16 protein-coding genes, 1 pseudogene and 1 riboswitch are annotated in these 18,839 nt (G+C 56.3%); of the genes and pseudogenes, 7 read left to right on the forward strand and 10 right to left on the reverse strand.

Features of this window, described 5'->3' with window-relative positions:
• Window positions 1-87 precede the first annotated feature (87 nt).
• From parE to nudF, 5 genes are read right to left on the reverse strand one after another with little or no spacing between them, the layout of a single operon-like run.
• Window positions 88-1,980 carry a DNA topoisomerase IV subunit B gene (gene parE, locus SIK69_RS10915; protein ID WP_319628659.1) on the reverse strand — a complete coding sequence of 631 codons (1,893 nt, stop codon included), beginning with the start codon at window positions 1,978-1,980 and terminating at the stop codon, window positions 88-90.
• Between the two features lie 27 nt (window positions 1,981-2,007).
• A complete protein-coding gene (gene yqiA, locus SIK69_RS10920) occupies window positions 2,008-2,583 on the reverse strand; it encodes an esterase YqiA (protein ID WP_319786087.1) in 576 nt (191 codons plus the stop codon).
• A complete protein-coding gene (gene cpdA, locus SIK69_RS10925) occupies window positions 2,583-3,410 on the reverse strand; it encodes a 3',5'-cyclic-AMP phosphodiesterase (protein WP_319628661.1) in 828 nt (275 codons plus the stop codon). Before cpdA ends, yqiA begins: the two co-directional genes overlap by 1 nt.
• A 24-nt stretch (window positions 3,411-3,434) precedes the next feature.
• Window positions 3,435-3,857 (reverse strand): DUF1249 family protein, encoded by a 423-nt coding sequence (locus SIK69_RS10930; protein ID WP_319628662.1) that lies wholly within the window; start codon window positions 3,855-3,857, stop codon window positions 3,435-3,437.
• Complete coding sequence (nudF, locus tag SIK69_RS10935; protein ID WP_319628663.1) at window positions 3,854-4,486, reverse strand: ADP-ribose diphosphatase; 633 nt, start codon at window positions 4,484-4,486, stop codon at window positions 3,854-3,856. The genes SIK69_RS10930 and nudF overlap by 4 nt, the downstream gene beginning before the upstream one ends.
• A 205-nt stretch (window positions 4,487-4,691) precedes the next feature.
• On the opposite strand from nudF, the gene tolC reads away from it, so the two are divergent.
• From tolC to SIK69_RS10950, 3 genes are all read left to right on the forward strand, one after another.
• Complete coding sequence (gene tolC / locus SIK69_RS10940) at window positions 4,692-6,173, forward strand: outer membrane channel protein TolC (protein WP_374941321.1); 1,482 nt, start codon at window positions 4,692-4,694, stop codon at window positions 6,171-6,173.
• Window positions 6,174-6,344: 171 nt separating this feature from the next.
• Window positions 6,345-7,007, forward strand: coding sequence for a DUF1190 family protein (locus SIK69_RS10945; protein ID WP_319628665.1), 663 nt, complete (start codon window positions 6,345-6,347; stop codon window positions 7,005-7,007).
• A gap of 5 nt (window positions 7,008-7,012) precedes the next feature.
• Window positions 7,013-8,173: a glutathionylspermidine synthase family protein gene (locus tag SIK69_RS10950; RefSeq protein ID WP_319628666.1), complete on the forward strand. Its 1,161-nt coding sequence runs from the start codon at window positions 7,013-7,015 to the stop codon at window positions 8,171-8,173.
• Window positions 8,174-8,226: 53 nt separating this feature from the next.
• On the opposite strand, the gene ygiD is transcribed toward SIK69_RS10950, so the two are convergent.
• Window positions 8,227-9,015 carry a 4,5-DOPA-extradiol-dioxygenase gene (gene ygiD / locus SIK69_RS10955; RefSeq protein ID WP_319786088.1) on the reverse strand — a complete coding sequence of 263 codons (789 nt, stop codon included), beginning with the start codon at window positions 9,013-9,015 and terminating at the stop codon, window positions 8,227-8,229.
• 196 nt (window positions 9,016-9,211) lie between these two features.
• Between ygiD and zupT the strand changes: the two genes are divergently transcribed.
• Window positions 9,212-9,985, forward strand: a complete 774-nt coding sequence (zupT, locus tag SIK69_RS10960; RefSeq protein ID WP_319628668.1) for a zinc transporter ZupT — start codon at window positions 9,212-9,214, stop codon at window positions 9,983-9,985.
• Window positions 9,986-10,056: 71 nt separating this feature from the next.
• On the opposite strand, the gene ribB is transcribed toward zupT, so the two are convergent.
• Window positions 10,057-10,710 carry a 3,4-dihydroxy-2-butanone-4-phosphate synthase gene (gene ribB / locus SIK69_RS10965; protein ID WP_319628669.1) on the reverse strand — a complete coding sequence of 218 codons (654 nt, stop codon included), beginning with the start codon at window positions 10,708-10,710 and terminating at the stop codon, window positions 10,057-10,059.
• Between the two features lie 102 nt (window positions 10,711-10,812).
• Window positions 10,813-10,962, reverse strand: a riboswitch (FMN riboswitch).
• A gap of 122 nt (window positions 10,963-11,084) precedes the next feature.
• On the opposite strand from ribB, the gene ubiK reads away from it, so the two are divergent.
• Complete coding sequence (gene ubiK, locus SIK69_RS10970) at window positions 11,085-11,369, forward strand: ubiquinone biosynthesis accessory factor UbiK (RefSeq protein WP_319628670.1); 285 nt, start codon at window positions 11,085-11,087, stop codon at window positions 11,367-11,369.
• Between the two features lie 57 nt (window positions 11,370-11,426).
• Here ubiK and hldE read toward each other — a convergent pair whose 3' ends face one another.
• The 3 genes and pseudogenes from hldE to SIK69_RS10985 form a co-directional block, all read right to left on the reverse strand.
• Window positions 11,427-12,860, reverse strand: coding sequence for a bifunctional D-glycero-beta-D-manno-heptose-7-phosphate kinase/D-glycero-beta-D-manno-heptose 1-phosphate adenylyltransferase HldE (hldE, locus tag SIK69_RS10975; protein ID WP_319786089.1), 1,434 nt, complete (start codon window positions 12,858-12,860; stop codon window positions 11,427-11,429).
• A gap of 45 nt (window positions 12,861-12,905) precedes the next feature.
• A complete protein-coding gene (glnE, locus tag SIK69_RS10980; RefSeq protein ID WP_319786090.1) occupies window positions 12,906-15,746 on the reverse strand; it encodes a bifunctional [glutamate--ammonia ligase]-adenylyl-L-tyrosine phosphorylase/[glutamate--ammonia-ligase] adenylyltransferase in 2,841 nt (946 codons plus the stop codon).
• Window positions 15,747-15,928: 182 nt separating this feature from the next.
• A pseudogene (locus SIK69_RS10985) lies at window positions 15,929-16,679 on the reverse strand (CYTH domain-containing protein); the annotation flags it as partial.
• Between the two features lie 198 nt (window positions 16,680-16,877).
• Between SIK69_RS10985 and SIK69_RS10990 the strand changes: the two are divergent.
• Together SIK69_RS10990 and SIK69_RS10995 are read left to right on the forward strand one after the other, a co-directional pair.
• Window positions 16,878-17,498, forward strand: coding sequence for a TIGR04211 family SH3 domain-containing protein (locus SIK69_RS10990; RefSeq protein ID WP_319628768.1), 621 nt, complete (start codon window positions 16,878-16,880; stop codon window positions 17,496-17,498).
• 81 nt (window positions 17,499-17,579) lie between these two features.
• Window positions 17,580-18,821, forward strand: coding sequence for a multifunctional CCA addition/repair protein (locus SIK69_RS10995; RefSeq protein WP_319786091.1), 1,242 nt, complete (start codon window positions 17,580-17,582; stop codon window positions 18,819-18,821).
• The last annotated feature ends 18 nt before the right edge of the window (window positions 18,822-18,839 follow it).

Consider the following 18,839-nt stretch of genomic DNA (forward strand, 5'->3'; position numbering starts at 1 on the left):
AACGCTTACCGGGCCTGTACCGAACGCCCGTTCCCCAGGCATAAAAAAACCGGCGCATTCGCCGGTTTTTTATCGTACGCAGCGGGCTCAGACGTCGAGATCCGCCATGTCGCCTTTTTCCTGCAGCCAGTTACGGCGGTCTTCAGAACGTTTCTTGGCAAGCAGCATGTCCATCATCGCGTCGGTCTGCTTATCTGCATCGTCGTCGATGAACAGCTGCACCAGGCGGCGGGTGTTCGGATCGAGCGTGGTTTCACGCAGCTGCAATGGGTTCATTTCACCCAGACCTTTAAAGCGCTGGACGTTCGGCTTGCCTTTCTTACGCTTGAGCTGATCCAGCACACCTTCTTTTTCCTGCTCGTCGAGGGCGTAATAGACTTCTTTACCCAAATCGATGCGGTACAGCGGCGGCATCGCCACGTACACGTGTCCGGCTTTCACCACGTGGCGGAAATGTTTCACGAACAGCGCGCACAGCAGGGTGGCAATGTGCAGCCCATCGGAGTCCGCATCCGCAAGGATACAGATCTTGCCGTAGCGCAGTTGGCTCAGATCGTCGCTGTCCGGATCGATACCGATCGCCACGGAGATGTCGTGCACTTCCTGCGAGGCCAGCACTTCATCGGAGGACACTTCCCAGGTATTAAGGATCTTACCTTTCAGCGGCATGATCGCCTGATACTCACGGTCACGTGCCTGTTTGGCAGAGCCGCCCGCCGAGTCACCTTCGACCAGGAACAGCTCGGTGCGGTTTAAATCCTGTGCAGTACAGTCGGCCAGTTTGCCCGGCAGCGCAGGGCCGCTGGTCAGTTTCTTACGCACCACTTTTTTGGCGGCACGCAGACGGCGCTGGGCGCTGGAAATCGCCATTTCAGCCAGCATTTCTGCCGCCTGAACGTTCTGGTTCAGCCACAGGCTAAACGCATCTTTCACTATGCCGGAGACAAAGGCCGCACACTGGCGCGACGAGAGACGCTCTTTGGTCTGTCCGGCGAACTGCGGATCCTGCATTTTCACCGACAGCACGTAGGCGCAGCGATCCCAGATATCTTCCGCCGACAGCTTCACGCCGCGCGGCAGGATGTTGCGGTATTCGCAGAACTCGCGCATCGCATCCAACAGACCCTGACGCAGGCCGTTGACGTGCGTCCCGCCCTGCATGGTCGGGATCAGGTTGACGTAGCTTTCGGTCAGCAGTTCCCCGCCTTCCGGCAGCCACAGCAGCGCCCAGTCAACCGCTTCGGTATCACTGGCAATACTGCCGACGAACGGTTTTTCTGGCAGCAGCGGCAGGCCATTCACCGCTTCGCACAGGTAGTCGTTCAGACCATCGGCGTAACACCAGGTCTGCTCGCTGTTGTTCACTTTGTCTTTAAAGACGATTTCCACGCCAGGGCACAGCACCGCTTTCGCTTTCAGCAAATGCGTCAGGCGGGAAACGGAGAAGCGGGGGCTGTCGAAGAAGCTTTCATCCGGCCAGAAGTGGACGCTGGTCCCGGTGTTGCGTTTCCCGACGGTGCCAGTGACGTGCAGGTCTTCCACTTTGTCGCCGTTTTCAAAGGCGATGGTGTAAATCTGACCGTCACGACGCACGTTCACTTCCACGCGTTTTGATAGGGCGTTGACCACCGAAATCCCTACGCCGTGCAGGCCGCCGGAGAACTGGTAGTTTTTATTGGAGAATTTACCACCCGCATGCAGACGGCAGAGGATCAGTTCCACGGCGGGAACCCCCTCTTCCGGGTGGATATCGACCGGCATGCCACGACCGTCGTCGATAACTTCTAACGACTGATCGGCATGTAAGATAACTTCCACGCGCTTGGCGTGGCCCGCCAGTGCCTCATCCACACTGTTATCAATAACTTCCTGACCTAAATGGTTAGGACGAGTGGTGTCGGTGTACATCCCCGGACGGCGGCGAACCGGCTCAAGCCCGGTGAGTACCTCAATGGCATCAGCGTTGTAAGATTGGGTCATGGTTTTTTCACGCGTGTTGAGGGCTGATTAACGCAGCCCCAGAAAATCGATAATCTGTGTGAAATGATCTTCAAAGTCGGTAAATGCATGATTGCCGCCCTCCTCGACCGTTTGACGACAGGAGGCGTAGTAATCCACAGCCTGGCGATAATCAAGCACTTCGTCGCCCGTCTGTTGCAGCAGCCAGAGCAGGTCCGGCGCTTCGAGCGGGTCAATTTGCATCACTTTCAGATCGTAAATATGGCGTGACTCTAGCACATATTGCTCCCCGGTGTAGGGATTCTCATTGTGACCCAGATAGCCCGTGAGCAGCTCAAATGGACGCACCGCCGGGTTCACAACCACAGCGGGCAGCATGAAGCATTGGGACAGCCAGGTGGCGTAATAGCCGCCCAGCGATGAGCCCACAATTCCGAGCGGTGCCCCGCCGTGTTGCAGGACCAATTTCTCCAGTAGTTCAGCCGCCTCAGCCGGAAATGCTGGCAGCTGTGGCACCACCATGTCGATATCCGGATGGTGCTCAGCGAGCCATGATTTCATGGCCGTCGCTTTTGCCGAGCGCGGCGAGCTGTTAAACCCGTGGAGATAGAGAAGCGTAGACATCAGTATCCTTCTGAAGCAGTGTCCGGGCGGAACTGCGCGCCATCCAGGCGGCAAACTTCGGTGGTCAACATGCCATCGGCATGCAGTTCCAGCCAACGCCAGCCTGGGGCAATAGTATCAAGTGTAAAGTTCGCACAGTGGGGTTTGAACTGCACGCAGGTAGATGGCGTGGCCATCATTCGGCGACCGTTCCACTCGATGTCCATTTCCTGATGGATATGGCCACAGAGCAAATTTTTTACCCGCGGAAAACGCATTAAAACGCGATCGAGCGCCCCGGCGTTTCGCAGACTGTGCTGATCCAGCCAGCTGCATCCCGACGGATGCGGATGATGATGCAGCAGCAATAACGTGTTTCGCTCAGGGGATTCGGTCAGGCGCTGCTCCAGCCAGTCGAGCTGAAAATCGCTCAGTTCACCGTGCGGCACACCGAAAACCTGGCTGTCGAGCATCAGAATTTGCCAGTGATCGCCAGCATAAACACGTTTTGCGGGCGAAATTCCGGCGTCTTGCAGGGCACTGTACATGGCGGGTTGGAAATCATGGTTACCGGGTAACCAGACGCAGGGCGCGGCGAATCCCGCGATGCCTTCAGCAAAGTGCTGATAGGCCGCAGAAGAGTGATCCTGTGCTAAATCCCCTGTGGCGACAACCAGATCGCACTCACGCTGCGAGGCGCGGATGGCCGCCAGAACGGCCTGGTAGCTATCCCAGGTGTTCACCCCTAACAACGTTTCATGTTTTTCAGCAAACAGGTGAGTATCAGTAATTTGTAAGATTCTAACCCTGGCCCCACCAGCCAGAGAGAGATTTAACAGGCTTTCCAAATGGTGTCCTTAGGTTTCACGACGCTAGTAAACCGGAATCGCCATCGCTCCATGTGCTAAACAGTACCTTAGCCAATCGGCCAAAAACTGGTTAATTTGATGCTTTTCGTCGCGCTGATGCAACTTTTTATTCGGATAATCATAGCGTGCTTTGAAGCGGAAAATCTGCTGAGTCGAACACACTTCGGCCACCATCGCGTCATGGTAAAGGCGCACCGACATTGATGGCAGGCTCCAGTAGCTCACCGCCGGAACGGTCTGCTCAATTTCCACCAGAGTAGTGTAGCGGGTTGATTCGCTTATCGTTAACCGGTATTGCGCATTGGCCACCTGATAGCTCACCGTTTCGCCGGGTGCGTCCGTTTTAGGCAGCAGTCGGCGCAGCTGCGCGAAATTGGTTTCGCACAGACGCATCATTTCAGGGAAGTCAGGTGTATAGCGCTTCATTTTGTCCACTCGTTTCGTAATGCCTGATAATGCAATTGCAGCCATTGCAGGGCGATGACAGAGGCTGCGTTATCGATTTTTCCCTCTTCAACCCACTGGTATGCCTGTTCCCTGCTTACCACATGAACCCGAATGTCTTCGTTTTCATCCGCCAGACCGTGAATACCTTGCGCGGTCGAGGCGTCCACTTCGCCCACCAGAATGGTTAAACGCTCACTCGTTCCGCCCGGGCTTGCCAGGTAGCTCAGCATCGGTTTGATGCGCCTAACGTCGAGACCGGCTTCTTCCACCGCTTCACGACGGGCGACGTCTTCCGGGCTTTCCCCTTCCTCTATCATCCCGGCGACCATCTCCATCAGCCACGGGCTTTCGCTTGCGTCATATGCGGCGATACGAATCTGTTCGACCAGCACCACTTCATCACGCACTGGGTCAAAGGGTAGCAAGACTGCAGCGTGCCCGCGCTCAAAAATTTCACGACGCACTTCGCCACTCATTTCTCCGTTGAATAAACGGTGACGAAATCGGTACAGATCTATCGAAAAAAAACCGCTGTAAAGCGTTTCCCGTGCAATAATTTCTACATCGTTTTTGCCGTAAGTTACGATAGATTGATTTTTTTGGGTCATCGTCGATGTCCTGATGTGTTACGTGGTGATGAAAACAGTGATTTCAGGTCTCTGAGACTACTGTTTTACTTACGCTGTGGTAGATTGGTGCAAATTAACGCCAGATGGCACGATACGCCAACTTTTTACGCGTCCGGACTCTGGTACAATCGACGAATCTTTCTGAATTAGATCAGCGCTAAATGCTTCACAACAAGGAATGCAAATGAAGAAATTGCTCCCCATCCTTATCGGCTTGAGCCTGACGGGCTTCAGCGTAGTAAGCCATGCGGAAAACCTGTTGCAGGTTTATCAGCAGGCACGTTTGAGCAACCCGGACCTGCGTAAGTCCGCGGCCGATCGTGATGCTGCATTCGAAAAAATTAACGAAGCACGCAGCCCATTACTGCCACAGCTCGGTTTAGGTGCAGATTATACCTACAACAACGGCTTCCGTGATAACAACGGCATCAACTCTAACGAGACCAGCGCTGCGTTAACCTTAACGCAGACCATTTTTGACATGTCAAAATGGCGCGCGCTGACGCTGCAAGAAAAAACCGCCGGTATCCAGGACGTCACTTATCAGACTGACCAGCAGACGCTGATCCTGAACACCGCGACGGCGTACTTTAATGTACTGAGCGCGATTGACTCGCTCTCCTTCACCGAAGCGAATAAACAAGCGGTTTATCGTCAGTTAGATCAAACCACCCAGCGCTTTAACGTAGGCCTGGTGGCGATTACTGACGTGCAGAACGCCCGTTCACAGTACGACACCGTGCTGGCAAACGAAGTGACCGCCCGCAACAACCTCGACAATGCCGTTGAACAGCTGCGTCAGGTCACCGGCAACTACTATCCGGAACTGGCTTCACTGAACGTCAGCAGTTTGAAAATGGACAAGCCGCAGCCGGTTAACGCGCTGCTGAAAGAAGCAGAAAGTCGCAACCTGGCGCTGTTACAGGCACGTCTGAGCCAGGATCTGGCGCGCGAGCAAATCCGTTATGCACAAACCGGTCACATGCCAACCGTGGGCCTGACTGCCTCAACCGGCGTGTCTGATACTAAGTACGACGGCAGCAACGCCACCAGTAGCCAGTATACCGATCGTAATATCGGTCAGAATCAGATTGGCCTGAACTTCAATCTGCCGCTGTACAGCGGTGGTTCAGTGACGTCGCAGGTGAAACAGGCGCAGTACAACTTCGTCGGTGCCAGCGAGCAGCTGGAAAGCGCGCATCGCAACGTGGTTCAGACCGTGCGTTCTTCCTTTAACAACATCAATGCGTCCATCAGCAGCATCAACGCCTACAAACAGGCCGTTGTATCTGCGCAGAGCTCTTTAGACGCAATGGAAGCAGGCTACCAGGTCGGTACCCGTACCATCGTTGATGTGTTGGATGCGACCACCACGCTGTATAACGCCAAACAGCAGCTCTCCAACGCACGTTATAACTACCTGATTAATCAGCTGAATGTGAAATCAGCGTTAGGTACGCTTAACGAGAACGATCTGCTGGCGCTGAACGGCACTCTCGGCAAAGGCGTTTCCACTTCTCCGGAAGCCGTTGCCCCTGAGAACGCCCAGCAGGATGCGAACGCAGATGGCTACAACACTAACAGCGCAAGCACCGCTCCAGCGGCTAAGCCTGCCAGCCAGCGGACCACCTCCAGCAGCACCGGCTCCAACCCGTTCAAAAACTGATTCGGGCAACCCCGGCGGCACCGTTCCGCCGGGGTTAAATCACTTTCTGGTTCTTCCCCGCCAAAATAACGTAAGGCAACGTAAAGATCCCCTTCGCGAGCCTCTCATCGCTTCAATTTCAACCACTCATCCACTATCCTGAGCGCTACCACTGGGTCCAGGATGAAAATAATGAAACGGACAAAAACAATTAATCACGCTTCGTTCCGCAAGAACTGGGGCGCACGCCATCTGACGCCTGTCGCGCTGGCGATCACCGCCGTCTTTATGCTTTCCGGCTGTGAAAAATCTGACGAAACGGTGTCGATGTACCAGAACGCCGATGACTGCTCGAGCGCGAACCCAGGCAAAAGCGCCGAATGTACCGCATCCTACAACAACGCGCTGAAAGAAGCCGAGCGCACCGCGCCGAAATACGCCAGCCGTGAAGACTGCGTGGCTGAATTTGGTGAAGGCCAGTGCCAGCAGGCACCTGCTCAGGCAGGCATGGCCCCGGAAAACCAGGCGCAGGCGCAAAGTAGCGGCAGCTTCTGGATGCCGTTGATGGCAGGCTACATGATGGGCCGCATGATGAGCGGTGGCTTCCAGCAACAGCCGCTGTTCAGCTCGAAAAATCCGGCGAGCCCGGCGTATGGTCAATACACCGATGCCAGCGGCAAAGGCTACGGCGCAGCCCAATCGGGCCGTACAACCACCGTACCGAAAACCGCGATGGCACCGAAACCGGCCACCACCAGCACCGTAACTCGCGGCGGCTTTGGTGAATCGGTTGCGAAACAATCCACCATGCAGCGCAGTGCCGCTGGCACGTCAACCCGCTCTATGGGCGGCTGATTATCATGGAAAGAGTCAGTATCGTTGAGCGCCCGGACTGGCGCGAAAAAGCCACTGAATATGGCTTCAATTTTCACACCATGTATGGCGAACCGTACTGGTGTGAAGATGCCTATTACAAACTGACCCTCGGCCAGGTCGAAAAGCTGGAAGACGTGACGGCTGAGCTGCACCAGATGTGCCTGAAGGTGGTTGAACGCGTGGTCGCCAGTGACGAGCTGCTGACCAAATTCCGTATTCCAAAACACACCTGGAGCTTCGTGCGCCAGTCATGGCAAACCCAACAGCCTTCGCTCTATTCGCGCCTCGATCTGGCGTGGGACGGTAAAGGCGACCCTAAGCTGCTGGAAAATAATGCCGATACGCCAACCTCACTGTACGAAGCGGCGTTTTTCCAGTGGATCTGGCTCGAAGATCAGCAGAATGCGGGCAACCTGCCAGCGGGCAGCGATCAGTTCAACAGTCTGCAAGAAAAGCTGATTGAACGCTTCGCTGAACTGCGCGAACAGCACGGTTTTGGCCTGCTGCATTTCGCCTGCTGTCGCGACACCACCGAAGACCGTGGCACGGTACAGTATCTGCAAGACTGCGCCAATGAAGCGGGTGTGGCGAGCGAGTTCCTGTATATCGAAGATATCGGGCTTGGCGAAAAAGGACAGTTTACCGACCTGCACGATCAGGTTATCGGCAACCTGTTCAAGCTGTATCCGTGGGAATACATGCTGCGCGAGATTTTCTCCACCAAGCTGGAAGATGCTGGCGTTCGCTGGCTGGAACCGGCGTGGAAAAGCATTATCTCTAACAAAGCGTTGTTGCCGATGCTGTGGGAAATGTTCCCGGATCATCCGAATCTGCTACCAGCCTATTTCGCCGAAGATAATTATCCGCCAATGGATAAGTACGTCATCAAACCTATTTTCTCACGCGAGGGTGCCAATGTGTCGATCGTTGAACATGGCAAAGTGCTGGAAGCGGTAGAAGGGCCATACGGGGAAGAAGGAATGATCGTCCAGCAGTTCTATGAACTGCCGAAGTTTGGCGACAGCTATACGCTGATCGGCAGCTGGTTGATCAACGATCAACCAGCCGGGATCGGCATCCGTGAAGACCGGGCGTTGATCACCCAGGATCTGTCACGTTTCTATCCGCATATCTTTGTGGAGTAATTTTTGCCCGGCGGCGCATGCTTGCCGGGCCCACACGTCAACGTCACCAGGCCTTAACCTATCTGCACCGACAACATGCTCAAACTGCCCATTTCGATGCCATCGGTCGGCAGCGTAATCGCCTCTTTGCCATCCCACGCGCCTAACACGTACAGCAGCGGCAGATAATGATCCGCCGTCGGGTTCGACAGCGCCCCGCCTTCGTGATCGAGATAGTTCACCAGCGGGTGATCCTCTGTCGGCCCTTGCCAGTGAAGATTCTCTTTCACAAATTCATTGAACGATGTCGCCCACGGATACGGCGTGTTTTCACCGTGCCAGCGCGCGGTACGCAGGTTGTGAACCACATTCCCGCTCGCCACCAGCATGATGCCTTCATCACGCAGCGAAGCCAGCTTGCGCCCCATTTCCATATGCCAGGCGGGTGGTTTGGTGCTGTCGATACTGAGCTGTACCATCGGAATATCAGCCTCCGGGTACATCTTGATTAACACCCCCCACGATCCGTGGTCGAAACCCCAAGCTTCTTTATCGAGCGCGACAGGCACCGGGGCCAGTAGCTCAACCAGACGCTGTGCCAGCTCGGGCGAACCCGGCGCAGGATAATGGGTGTCGTACAGTGCCTGCGGAAAACCACCGAAGTCGTGGATCGTTTTCGGCGCTTCCATCGCTGTCACGCCCGTTCCACGGGTAAACCAGTGCGCGGAAATCGCAACGATTGCTTTCGGACGCGGCAGCGTGGCTCCGAGTTGCTGCCAGGCACGGGTGTACACGTTATCCTCCAGCACGTTCATCGGACTACCGTGACCTAAAAACAGCGCTGGCATACGGGAAGAAGACATGATGATATCCTTACAAGAACAGTCGATTTGATGGTTCTACATTACGCGCTTTCTGAACCCGAAGAACTCAGATAACGGTGATGAAGATCATCAGGAAATTTGAATGTAAGGACACGTAAAAGCCCGATTTCCCCTCTCGCTTTCGGGGAAAGAGATCTTTACTATAAATGATAATCATTATCATGAAGGAGTTTTCATGTCAGTACCCTTGCTCCTGACCCTGCTCGCTGGTGGGGCCACTTTTATTGGGGCTGTCCTCGGCGTTATTGGCCAAAAGCCCTCCAACCGCGTGCTCGCGTTTTCACTTGGCTTTGCCGCGGGCATTATGCTGCTGATTTCCTTAATGGAGATGCTGCCTGCCGCCCTCGGCACTGAAGGCATGTCTCCGGTTCTAGGCTACGGCATGTTTGTGGTCGGCCTGCTGGGCTATTTCGGCCTCGATCGCCTGTTGCCGCACGCCCATCCGCAAGATTTAATGCAGGGTGAAAAAGCAGTGATGCCACGTAACCTGCGGCGGACCGCGATGCTACTGACGCTCGGCATCAGCCTGCACAACTTCCCGGAAGGCGTGGCAACCTACGTGACAGCCAGCAGTAATCTGGAGTTAGGGTTTGGCATTGCGCTGGCGGTAGCGCTGCACAATATTCCTGAAGGATTGGCGGTCGCCGGGCCGGTTTATGCCGCGACGGGCTCAAAACGCAAAGCCATTTTCTGGGCAGGGATTTCCGGAATGGCCGAAATTCTTGGTGGCGTACTGGCGTGGTTAATTCTCGGCTCGCTGGTGTCCCCGGTGGTGATGGCGGCGATTATGGCGGCGGTTGCCGGGATAATGGTTGCGCTGTCGGTCGATGAACTGATGCCGCTGGCAAAAGAGATCGATCCGCATAACAACCCAAGCTACGGCGTTTTGTGCGGGATGTCGGTGATGGGGCTTAGCCTGGTGCTGCTTCAGTCGATGGGATTCGCTTAGAATTTACACAGAGCCAGATAGTAAAACGCCGGGAATATATCCCGGCGTTGTTCATTTCACGTCAGACAAGCTTAGCTGGCCTTACGCTCATGCTTTTGGCGGTATTCTACCAGGTCTTCGATGGTCACGACTGGCATGTTGTGTTCCTGAGCAAACTTGATGCACTCCGGCGCACGCGCCATGGTACCGTCGTCATTGGTCAGTTCACACAGGACGCCTGCAGGTTTGAAGCCTGCCAGGGTCACCAGATCGATAGTCGCTTCGGTGTGGCCGCCGCGCGTCAGCACGCCACCCGCCTGCGCACGCAGTGGGAACACGTGGCCCGGGCGATGCAGGTCTGACGGCTTCGCGCCATCGGCAATGGCGGCGCGGACGGTGGTTACGCGGTCAGCGGCAGATACGCCGGTCGTCACGCCGTGTGCGGCTTCGATAGTCACGGTAAAACCGGTGCCGAAGGCGCTGGTGTTGTTTTCCACCATCATCGGTAGGTCGAGCTGCTTACGGCGTTCTTCGTTGATGCACAGGCACACGATGCCGCTGCCGTGGCGAATGGTCAGCGCCATCTGCTCAACGGTCATGGTTTCGGCGGCAAAGATCATATCGCCTTCGTTTTCGCGGTTTTCATCGTCGAGCACCATCACTCCGCGACCTTCGCGCAGCGCGGATAACGCGTGTTCAACGCGTTCTAATGCAGTACCAAAAGAGGAAAGTAGCGTCTGATTCATGGTAAAAGACCTCATTAAAATTATGGTTACCAGAATCAGGGCAGTCTTAGGAGTACCGACAAAGCGGCAAAAAAATAACGTGAGCGGGCCGTGCCCGTGGATCGTTACTCTCTCCCATCCGGACTCTAACCGTCGGCCCCGGAATTACACCGGATCTGCTGACCTTCAAACTGGCGTCTGAAGCGCTCGCGGGCTTTCAACCTGAGTTGATTTACCGCCGGTGGGGAATTTCGCCCCGCCCTGAGAATAAGCGAGATAACTATAACGCTAATGATTATTGGCGGCAATGCATAAGCTTCAAACATTTCTGGTTTATAGGCCCGGCATAAGGCACTACAATAATCTGTAAAACCGACCAGATCAGGGAAACCGTAATGATTGATCCGAAGAAAATTGAACAGATCGCCCGCCAGGTTCACGAGTCAATGCCGAAAGGCCTGCGTGATTTTGGCGATGACGTTGAGAAGAAAATCCGCCAGGTGCTGCAATCTCAGCTGACGCGTCTGGATCTGGTCAGCCGCGAAGAGTTCGACGTGCAGACTCAGGTGCTGCTGCGCACCCGGGAAAAGCTGGCACTGCTGGAACAGCGTATCAGCGACCTGGAAAGCCGCTCTACTGCCGTCACGCCTGCTCCGGCCATTCCTCCGGTAGACGAGTAATGCAGAATTGCCCGGTGGCGCTGACGCGTACCGGGCTTACAACAGGCAGTCGCAACGTTACTTGCTGCTGTCTTTCTGAATACGCTTGATAATGTTGGTGGTTGAACAGCCATCTTCAAAGTTCAGCACCATCACTTCCCCACCGTTGGCCCAGACTTCCTCGCTGCCCGCGATTTGATCCGGCTTATAATCCCCACCTTTCACCAGCAGATCTGGCAGAATTCCGGCGATCAGACGCTGCGGCGTATCCTCTTCAAACGAGACCACCCAGTCGACCGATTCCAGCGCACCAAGCACAATCATGCGCTGATCGAGCGGGTTCACCGGACGGGTTTCTCCTTTCAGGCGCTTAGTCGAGGCATCGCTGTTCACCGCGACAATCAGACGATCGCCGAGTTTACGTGCGTTGGACAGATAAGAGACGTGGCCCGCGTGCAGAATGTCGAACACGCCGTTGGTCATCACCACTTTCTCACCCCGCTTACGCGCCGCGAGTACCGCCTGCTTCAGCTCGGCTTCGCTCATCACGCCGAAACCGGTATCTGCCCGGCCGCGTACCGCATTTTCCAGCTCGATGGGCGACACGGTCGACGTCCCAAGTTTACCAACCACTACCCCCGCCGCGGCATTGGCAAAGAAGCAGGCTTCTTCGAGTGAATTGCCCGCGGCCAGCGTCGCCGCCAGCACGCCAATCACCGTATCACCGGCCCCGGTCACGTCGTACACTTCCTGTGCCTGGGTCGGCATATGCAGCGGCGCTTTGCCCGGTTGCAACAGGGTCATCCCCTGCTCGGAACGGGTCACCAGTAACGCGGACAGCTCGTAATCGGCGATGACCTTCATGCCGCGCTCGACGATTTCCGCTTCGCTTTTGCACTTCCCGGCGACGGCTTCAAATTCAGACAGGTTTGGTGTCAGCAGCGTCGCGCCGCGATACCGCTCAAACTCGGTGCCTTTCGGGTCGATCAGCACCGGAACTCCCGCTTTACGCGCCAGTTGAATCATCTCCTGCACGCTTTCCAGCGCGCCCTTGGCGTAATCAGAGAGCACCAGCGCTCCAATGTGGCTCAGCGCCTGCTGAATGCGCTCGTGCATCGGCTGCGGGTCAACCCCGGCAAACCCTTCTTCGAAGTCCAGACGGATCAGCTGCTGATTGCGTGACAGCACACGCAGCTTGGTAATGGTCGGATGCGTCGGCACGGAAACGAAATCGCATTTGACGTTCACATCGGCCAGCGCTTTGCTCAGCGCACGTGCCGCATCGTCGATGCCGGTCAGGCCCACCAGACGCGAATGCGCGCCGAGCGAAGCGATGTTCATTGCCACGTTAGCCGCGCCGCCAGGGCGTTCTTCGATGGTATCCACCTTCACCACCGGGACCGGAGCCTCCGGAGAGATGCGGCTCGTTGGGCCGTACCAGTAGCGGTCCAGCATCACATCACCGACAACCATCACACCTGCACGTTCAAACTCTGGCAGCGTTACTTTCATTCCAGACTCCTGAAAGATTCATTAATTGCGCGCGATAATACCATCTCAGGGCAGCACCAGCCACTTTCGCCAGCTGGCGATGACCAGCTCACGTTCTGCCACAAAAGCGTCCGGTGCCACGTGGCCCGGCGCTTCCTGCAACGCCAGATGATGCAAGGCATCGCGCAGCGTGGTGTAAGCCCGACTCAACGCCAGCGCTTCCTGTTCGTCCATAATGTCGTTTTGGGCCAGCAGTTCGAGGATACGCACGTTATCCGACCAGCGCGTCAGCTTCGGTTTATGGTGGGCGAAGCGCAACACCAGATATTGCGTAATAAACTCGATATCGGTGATACCGCCCTCATCGGCTTTAATATCAAAGCGATCGCGGTGTTTACCCCCAAGGTGCGCGCGCATTTTTTCGCGCATTTCACGCACGTCGGTTTGCAGCTTTTCGCCTTCGCGGGAAGTGGTCAAAATGTCGCGGCGAATCGCATCAAACTGCGCCTGCAACTGCGGATCGCCATACACCACGCGGGCACGCACCAGGGCCTGATGTTCCCAGGTCCAGGCTTCATGATGCTGATAATCGGCAAACGAATCCGTGGTGGTAACAAGCATTCCCGCCGCACCGGACGGACGTAAGCGAGCGTCCACTTCGTACAGAATGCCCGAGGAGGTTCGGGTGCTGAACAGATGCATGATGCGCTGAGCCAGACGCAGATAGAACTGGCGACCGTCAATTTCACGTTCGCCGTCGGTCATGACGTCGAGCGGGCAATCATGCAGGAACACGAGATCGAGGTCAGAGCTGTAGCCCAGTTCCCAGCCGCCGAGTTTGCCGTAACCGATCACCGCAAAACCGCGTCCCTGACGCTCTGCCAGGTGGCGGGGCTGACCAAAACGAGCCACCATTTGCGTCCATGCCTGCTGTACCACCGCGTCGATCATCGCCTCCGCCAGCCAGGTTAAGTGATCGCTCACTTTCATTACCGGCAGCGTTCCGGCGATATCCGCCGCCGCCACGCGCAGCAGTTGCGCCTGCTTAAACTGACGCAGCGCTTCGAGCTGCTGCTCTTCATCTTCTTCCGGTACGCGCAGCAGATACTGACGCAACTCATCGCGATAGGCGTCGGTGGCTGTGGGTTGATACAGCGTATTCGGATCGAGCAGTTCATCCAGCAGAAGCGGATAGCGCGCCAGCTGGGTAGCCACCATCGGCGAGGCGGCACAGAGGCGAATCAAATGCTTGAGCGCGCCGGGGAACTCACTCAGCAGTTCGAGATACGTCGTGCGCGTGACGATCCCGGTCAACAGAGGAATAATGCGCGCCAGCGGCACCGGGGCATCTTCCCGGCTGCACACATCGCTCAGCAAATGCGGCATTAACGAATCCAGCACCTGACGTCCACGCGGCCCGATAGTGCGTCGGTCGAGCTCTTTGCGGAAATCGGCCACCAGCGTCAGGACCTGATGACGGGCGCTGTCGCTCAGATGCGCCAGTCCCGGCAGGGTGTCGTCTTCCTGCAATGCGTCCTGCCACAGCTCGCGCCAGTGCTCAGAAAGCTGTTCATCCGCCGACGTTTCTTCGTCATCGCCAATCAGGGCGTTAAAAATCTGCCGTACGCGGGTCATCTGCTCTTCCAGCGCCTGCGCCAGCGTTTCCCAGTCGGCGAACCCCATCCCCCATGCCAGACGCGCGCGGTTGAGTTCATCCTGCGGCAGGGTTTGCGTCTGTTCATCATTAATGCTTTGCAGCAGGTTTTCCAGACGGCGTAAAAACAGATAGGCATCGTGCAGCTGTTGCGCCTCACCTTCCGGCAGCAGATGCAGCGCATCAATGGCGTCCAGCGTCGGCAGCAACGAACGCCCCTGCAAAGTGGGCTCGCGACCACCGCGGATTAATTGGAAGACCTGTACGATAAATTCAATTTCACGAATGCCGCCCGCCCCGAGCTTGATATTGTCTTTCAGGCCCCGGCGACGCACTTCGCGGGCAATCATGCCCTTCATGTTACGCAGCGATTGGATCACGCTGAAATCGATATAGCGGCGGAACACGAACGGGCGCAGCGTGGCGCGCAGCTCATCGACATAGACGCCCTCGCGATCGCCCATGATCCGCGCCTTCACCATCGCGTAGCGTTCCCAGTCGCGGCCCTGCTCCTGATAGTAATCTTCCAGCGCGGCGAAGCTCAGCACCAGCGGGCCGCTTTCGCCAAACGGACGCAGGCGCATGTCGACGCGATAGACGAAGCCGTCCATCGTCGGCTGATCCAGCGCTTTGATCAGCCGTTGCCCGAGGCGAGTAAAAAACTGGGCATTGTCGAGTTCACGTCGTCCGCCCTGGGTCGATCCGTGTTCTGGCCAGGCAAATATCAGATCGATATCGGAGGAGAAATTCAGCTCGCCGCCACCGAGTTTGCCCATGCCTAAAATCAGCAACGGCTGCGGTTTGCCCTCGGCGTTGCACGGCGTGCCCCATTCGCGGCAGCAGGCGTCATACAGCCAGTCGCGGGTGGCGACAATCAGCGTTTCCGCCAAATGACTTAGCTGCTGCAAACTGCTTTCGGTAGAGACCTGCGACAGCGCCTGCGCCCAGGCAATGCGCACCATCACCCGGCGGCGGAACAAGCGTAATTCGCGCATCAGGCTGTTTTCATCGCGAACGTCGGCCAGCGCCGCCTGCAACCAGGCGGCGTAATGCTGCCATTCATCGGCCTGCGGTGGGCTGGTTTCCAGTTCGCTCAGCCAGTCAGGATACGCGGCCAGACTTTGGCTAATAAAATCGCTGAAGGTCATCGCCGCCTGCGCCTGTGGGCTGAGCGATGCGGACGAGAAATCGGGCGGCAGGCGGTCGACTACCGTCTGCCAGTGCTGCTGTAACTGCAAAGAAAACGGTGTCATATCGCCCTCTCCTGCTCGCTATCGTCCGGTAACCAGGAAGGCCGTCAGCATCAGCTTGGCCTGCGCAATCTGCGGTTTGAACGCCGCCTCTTTGGCACTGGCGGCAGCAGAAATGGCTTCCCCAATTTGCGCCATCTGAACGGCCGCCATCTCGTGTTCACGTTGCAGGCTGGTGTGAATGAAGGCTACCGCCTTCAGAACTTCGGCTTTCGCGGCATCATTTCCGCGCAGCCACAGCTCTTCGTGATACTGCCAGTGCGCCAGCGCCGCTTCGAGACTGGCGTTATCGTTGCCGGTGAACGCCGCTTTTTTCACGCTACGTTCGGTGTTGCCCGCCGCCAGATGATAGCCACGCGCCGCTTTGCTCAGACTTCCCTGACGCAGCACGCCTGCCGTCAGCAGCTGTTCTGCCAATTCCAGGATATCGTCAACCTGACCGTGCAGTAGCTCCAGTTCCAGCTCGCAAATCGGCTCCTGATGGCCCCCGGCTTTGACGTCGCCTAAATCCAGCGCCAGCTCGATCCGGCTTTGGTTATGGTTAACCAGCCACTTTTCCCGGTAAAAATCGGTGCTGAATAGCGGTTGCACTTCAGAGGCCAGCGCGGGCGGCAGTTTACCTTCCGGCCACACTTCAGCGGGCAGTTTCTCCAGCGCCAGTTCGGCTTTATCAATATCGATATTGTATTCAGGACGCTGATGTAAGCCGCCCACCACTTTACCCGCGATTTTCATCGTCATTTCAAAGCGGCCGTTGTGACCGCGAATGCGCAGGCCCATGTCGTGACGACGCAGCCAGTTGTCGGCGGTTTCGTAGTAGATATTGAGCAGTTGAGAAGCCGGAATGTGTTCGGCAGAGAGGGCGTTAAGCTGTCGGCGCAGGGTGTCGACGCCGTGCTGCTCAACGATGAATTTCAATTCAATTTCCTGATCCATGACTGATTTCTTATGGTTGCGTTGCCTGGATTGAACGTTACGCCGAACTTCCGCGCATCTTTTTTGTCAGTAGAGTGTATTTCGCGCTACTTTGCCATGCAATGTCCTCCTGGAGGATTCTGATTGCGGCAGAATGCCTGGCATCGTCAGACTGATGCCATTACTATCGATTCACTTTATGACAATAACGATGACCTGATGCCTAAATTACGCCTGATTGGATTAACTTTATTTGCACTTAGCGCTTCAGCAGTGGTTCACGCTGAAGAAACACGTTACGTCTCTGACGAGCTGAACACCTGGGTACGCAGCGGTCCTGGCGATAACTATCGCCTCGCAGGCACCGTCACCGCGGGTGAAGCCGTCACCTTGCTACAGACCAACGATGCCACCCAGTACGGTCAAGTTCGCGACAGCAATGGCCGCACCGCGTGGATCCCATTGAAAGAGCTGAAAAGCGAGCCAAGCTTTAAAACGCGCGTGCCCGATCTGGAAAATCAGGTCAAAACGCTGACGGACAAGCTGAACAATATTGATACCACCTGGAATCAGCGCACTGCGGATATGCAGAAGAAAGTCGCCCAGAGCGACAGCGTGATTAACGGGCTGAAAGATGAAAATCAGAAGCTGAAGAACGAGCTGATCGTGGCGCAGAAAAAGGTGAGTGCCGCCAATCTGCAGCTGGATGACAAGCAGCGCACCATCATCATGCAGTGGTTTATGTATGGCGGCGGCGTGCTGGGTGTGGGCTTGATCCTCGGTCTGGTTCTGCCGCGTCTGGTACCAAGCCGTAAACGCAACGATCGCTGGATGAACTAACGGCTTCACCACCGCCCGATTAGCCATCTCTTCTACACTTCCGTATTATCATCAGATAAACAGAGTGAGGAGAGAGTTGGCGTGAAGACATATCTGGTCGGTGGTGCAGTTCGCGATGCGTTGTTAGGCCTGCCGGTCAAAGACAAAGATTGGGTCGTTGTCGGTGCCACACCGCAGCAAATGCTCGACGCGGGTTACCAGCAGGTGGGCCGCGATTTTCCCGTTTTTCTCCATCCCAAAACCCACGAAGAATATGCCCTCGCGCGCACCGAACGGAAATCCGGCTCGGGTTACACCGGCTTTACCTGTTATGCGGCTCCGGACGTCACGCTGGAACAGGATTTGCTGCGTCGTGATCTGACGGTTAACGCCCTTGCACAGGATGATAATGGCCAAATTATCGACCCGTATCACGGCCAGCAGGATGTGCAAAACCGCGTGCTGCGCCACGTCTCACCAGCGTTTAGCGAAGATCCGCTGCGCGTGCTGCGCGTCGCCCGCTTTGCCGCCCGCTATGCGCATTTAAGCTTCCGTATTGCCGATGAGACGATGGCGCTGATGCGGGCGATGACCGACGCAGGCGAACTGGAACACCTCACCCCCGAACGCGTGTGGAAGGAAACGGAAAGCGCACTTGGCACTCGTAACCCGCAGGTTTTCTTCCAGACCCTACGCGATTGCGGTGCTCTGAAGGTGCTGTTTCCGGAAATTGACGCCCTGTACGGCGTGCCTGCACCTGCCAAATGGCACCCAGAAATCGACACCGGGGTGCATACGCTGATGACTCTGAGCATGGCGGCGATGTTAACCCCCGCCATTGACGTGCGTTTCGCCACTCTGTGCCACGATTTAGGCAAAGCCCTGACGCCAAAAGCCCTGTGGCCCCGCCATCACGGACATGGTCTGGCAGGCGTGAAATTGGTAGAAGAGCTTTGCGCGCGACTGCGTGTGCCCAACGAGATGCGGGATTTGGCGAAACTGGTTGCCGAGTTTCATGACCTGATCCATACCTTCCCACTATTGAAACCTGCCACCATTGTAACGCTGTTCGATTCCATCGATGCGTGGCGTAAGCCGCAGCGTGTGGAACAACTGGCCTTGACCAGTGAGGCCGACGTGCGCGGACGCACCGGGTTTGAAGCCTGCGATTATCCGCAGGGACGTTTATTGCGCGAAGCATGGGATGTGGCAAAATCCGTACCGACCAAACCGGTGATCGAGGCCGGATTTAAAGGCCCTGACGTGCGGGAAGAACTGACGCGAAGACGCGTTACTGCCGTGAATGCCTGGAAACATGAGAAAGGGTTGAACTGCGATCGGTAGCAAGTACGTTAATGCATA

Source organism: Scandinavium lactucae (genome assembly GCF_033843265.1).
Classification (GTDB): Bacteria; Pseudomonadota; Gammaproteobacteria; order Enterobacterales; family Enterobacteriaceae; genus Scandinavium; species Scandinavium lactucae.

What these genes read in the sequence shown, in the direction of transcription:
- parE (WP_319628659.1), bottom strand. Translation starts at nt 1,980, where the DNA reads ATGACCCAATCTTACAACGCTGATGCCATTGAGGTACTCACCGGGCTT.
- yqiA (WP_319786087.1), bottom strand. Translation starts at nt 2,583, where the DNA reads ATGTCTACGCTTCTCTATCTCCACGGGTTTAACAGCTCGCCGCGCTCG.
- SIK69_RS10930 (WP_319628662.1), bottom strand. Translation starts at nt 3,857, where the DNA reads ATGAAGCGCTATACACCTGACTTCCCTGAAATGATGCGTCTGTGCGAA.
- nudF (WP_319628663.1), bottom strand. Translation starts at nt 4,486, where the DNA reads ATGACCCAAAAAAATCAATCTATCGTAACTTACGGCAAAAACGATGTA.
- tolC (WP_374941321.1), top strand. Translation starts at nt 4,692, where the DNA reads ATGAAGAAATTGCTCCCCATCCTTATCGGCTTGAGCCTGACGGGCTTC.
- SIK69_RS10945 (WP_319628665.1), top strand. Translation starts at nt 6,345, where the DNA reads ATGAAACGGACAAAAACAATTAATCACGCTTCGTTCCGCAAGAACTGG.
- SIK69_RS10950 (WP_319628666.1), top strand. Translation starts at nt 7,013, where the DNA reads ATGGAAAGAGTCAGTATCGTTGAGCGCCCGGACTGGCGCGAAAAAGCC.
- ygiD (WP_319786088.1), bottom strand. Translation starts at nt 9,015, where the DNA reads ATGTCTTCTTCCCGTATGCCAGCGCTGTTTTTAGGTCACGGTAGTCCG.
- zupT (WP_319628668.1), top strand. Translation starts at nt 9,212, where the DNA reads ATGTCAGTACCCTTGCTCCTGACCCTGCTCGCTGGTGGGGCCACTTTT.
- ribB (WP_319628669.1), bottom strand. Translation starts at nt 10,710, where the DNA reads ATGAATCAGACGCTACTTTCCTCTTTTGGTACTGCATTAGAACGCGTT.
- ubiK (WP_319628670.1), top strand. Translation starts at nt 11,085, where the DNA reads ATGATTGATCCGAAGAAAATTGAACAGATCGCCCGCCAGGTTCACGAG.
- hldE (WP_319786089.1), bottom strand. Translation starts at nt 12,860, where the DNA reads ATGAAAGTAACGCTGCCAGAGTTTGAACGTGCAGGTGTGATGGTTGTC.
- glnE (WP_319786090.1), bottom strand. Translation starts at nt 15,746, where the DNA reads ATGACACCGTTTTCTTTGCAGTTACAGCAGCACTGGCAGACGGTAGTC.
- SIK69_RS10990 (WP_319628768.1), top strand. Translation starts at nt 16,878, where the DNA reads ATGCCTAAATTACGCCTGATTGGATTAACTTTATTTGCACTTAGCGCT.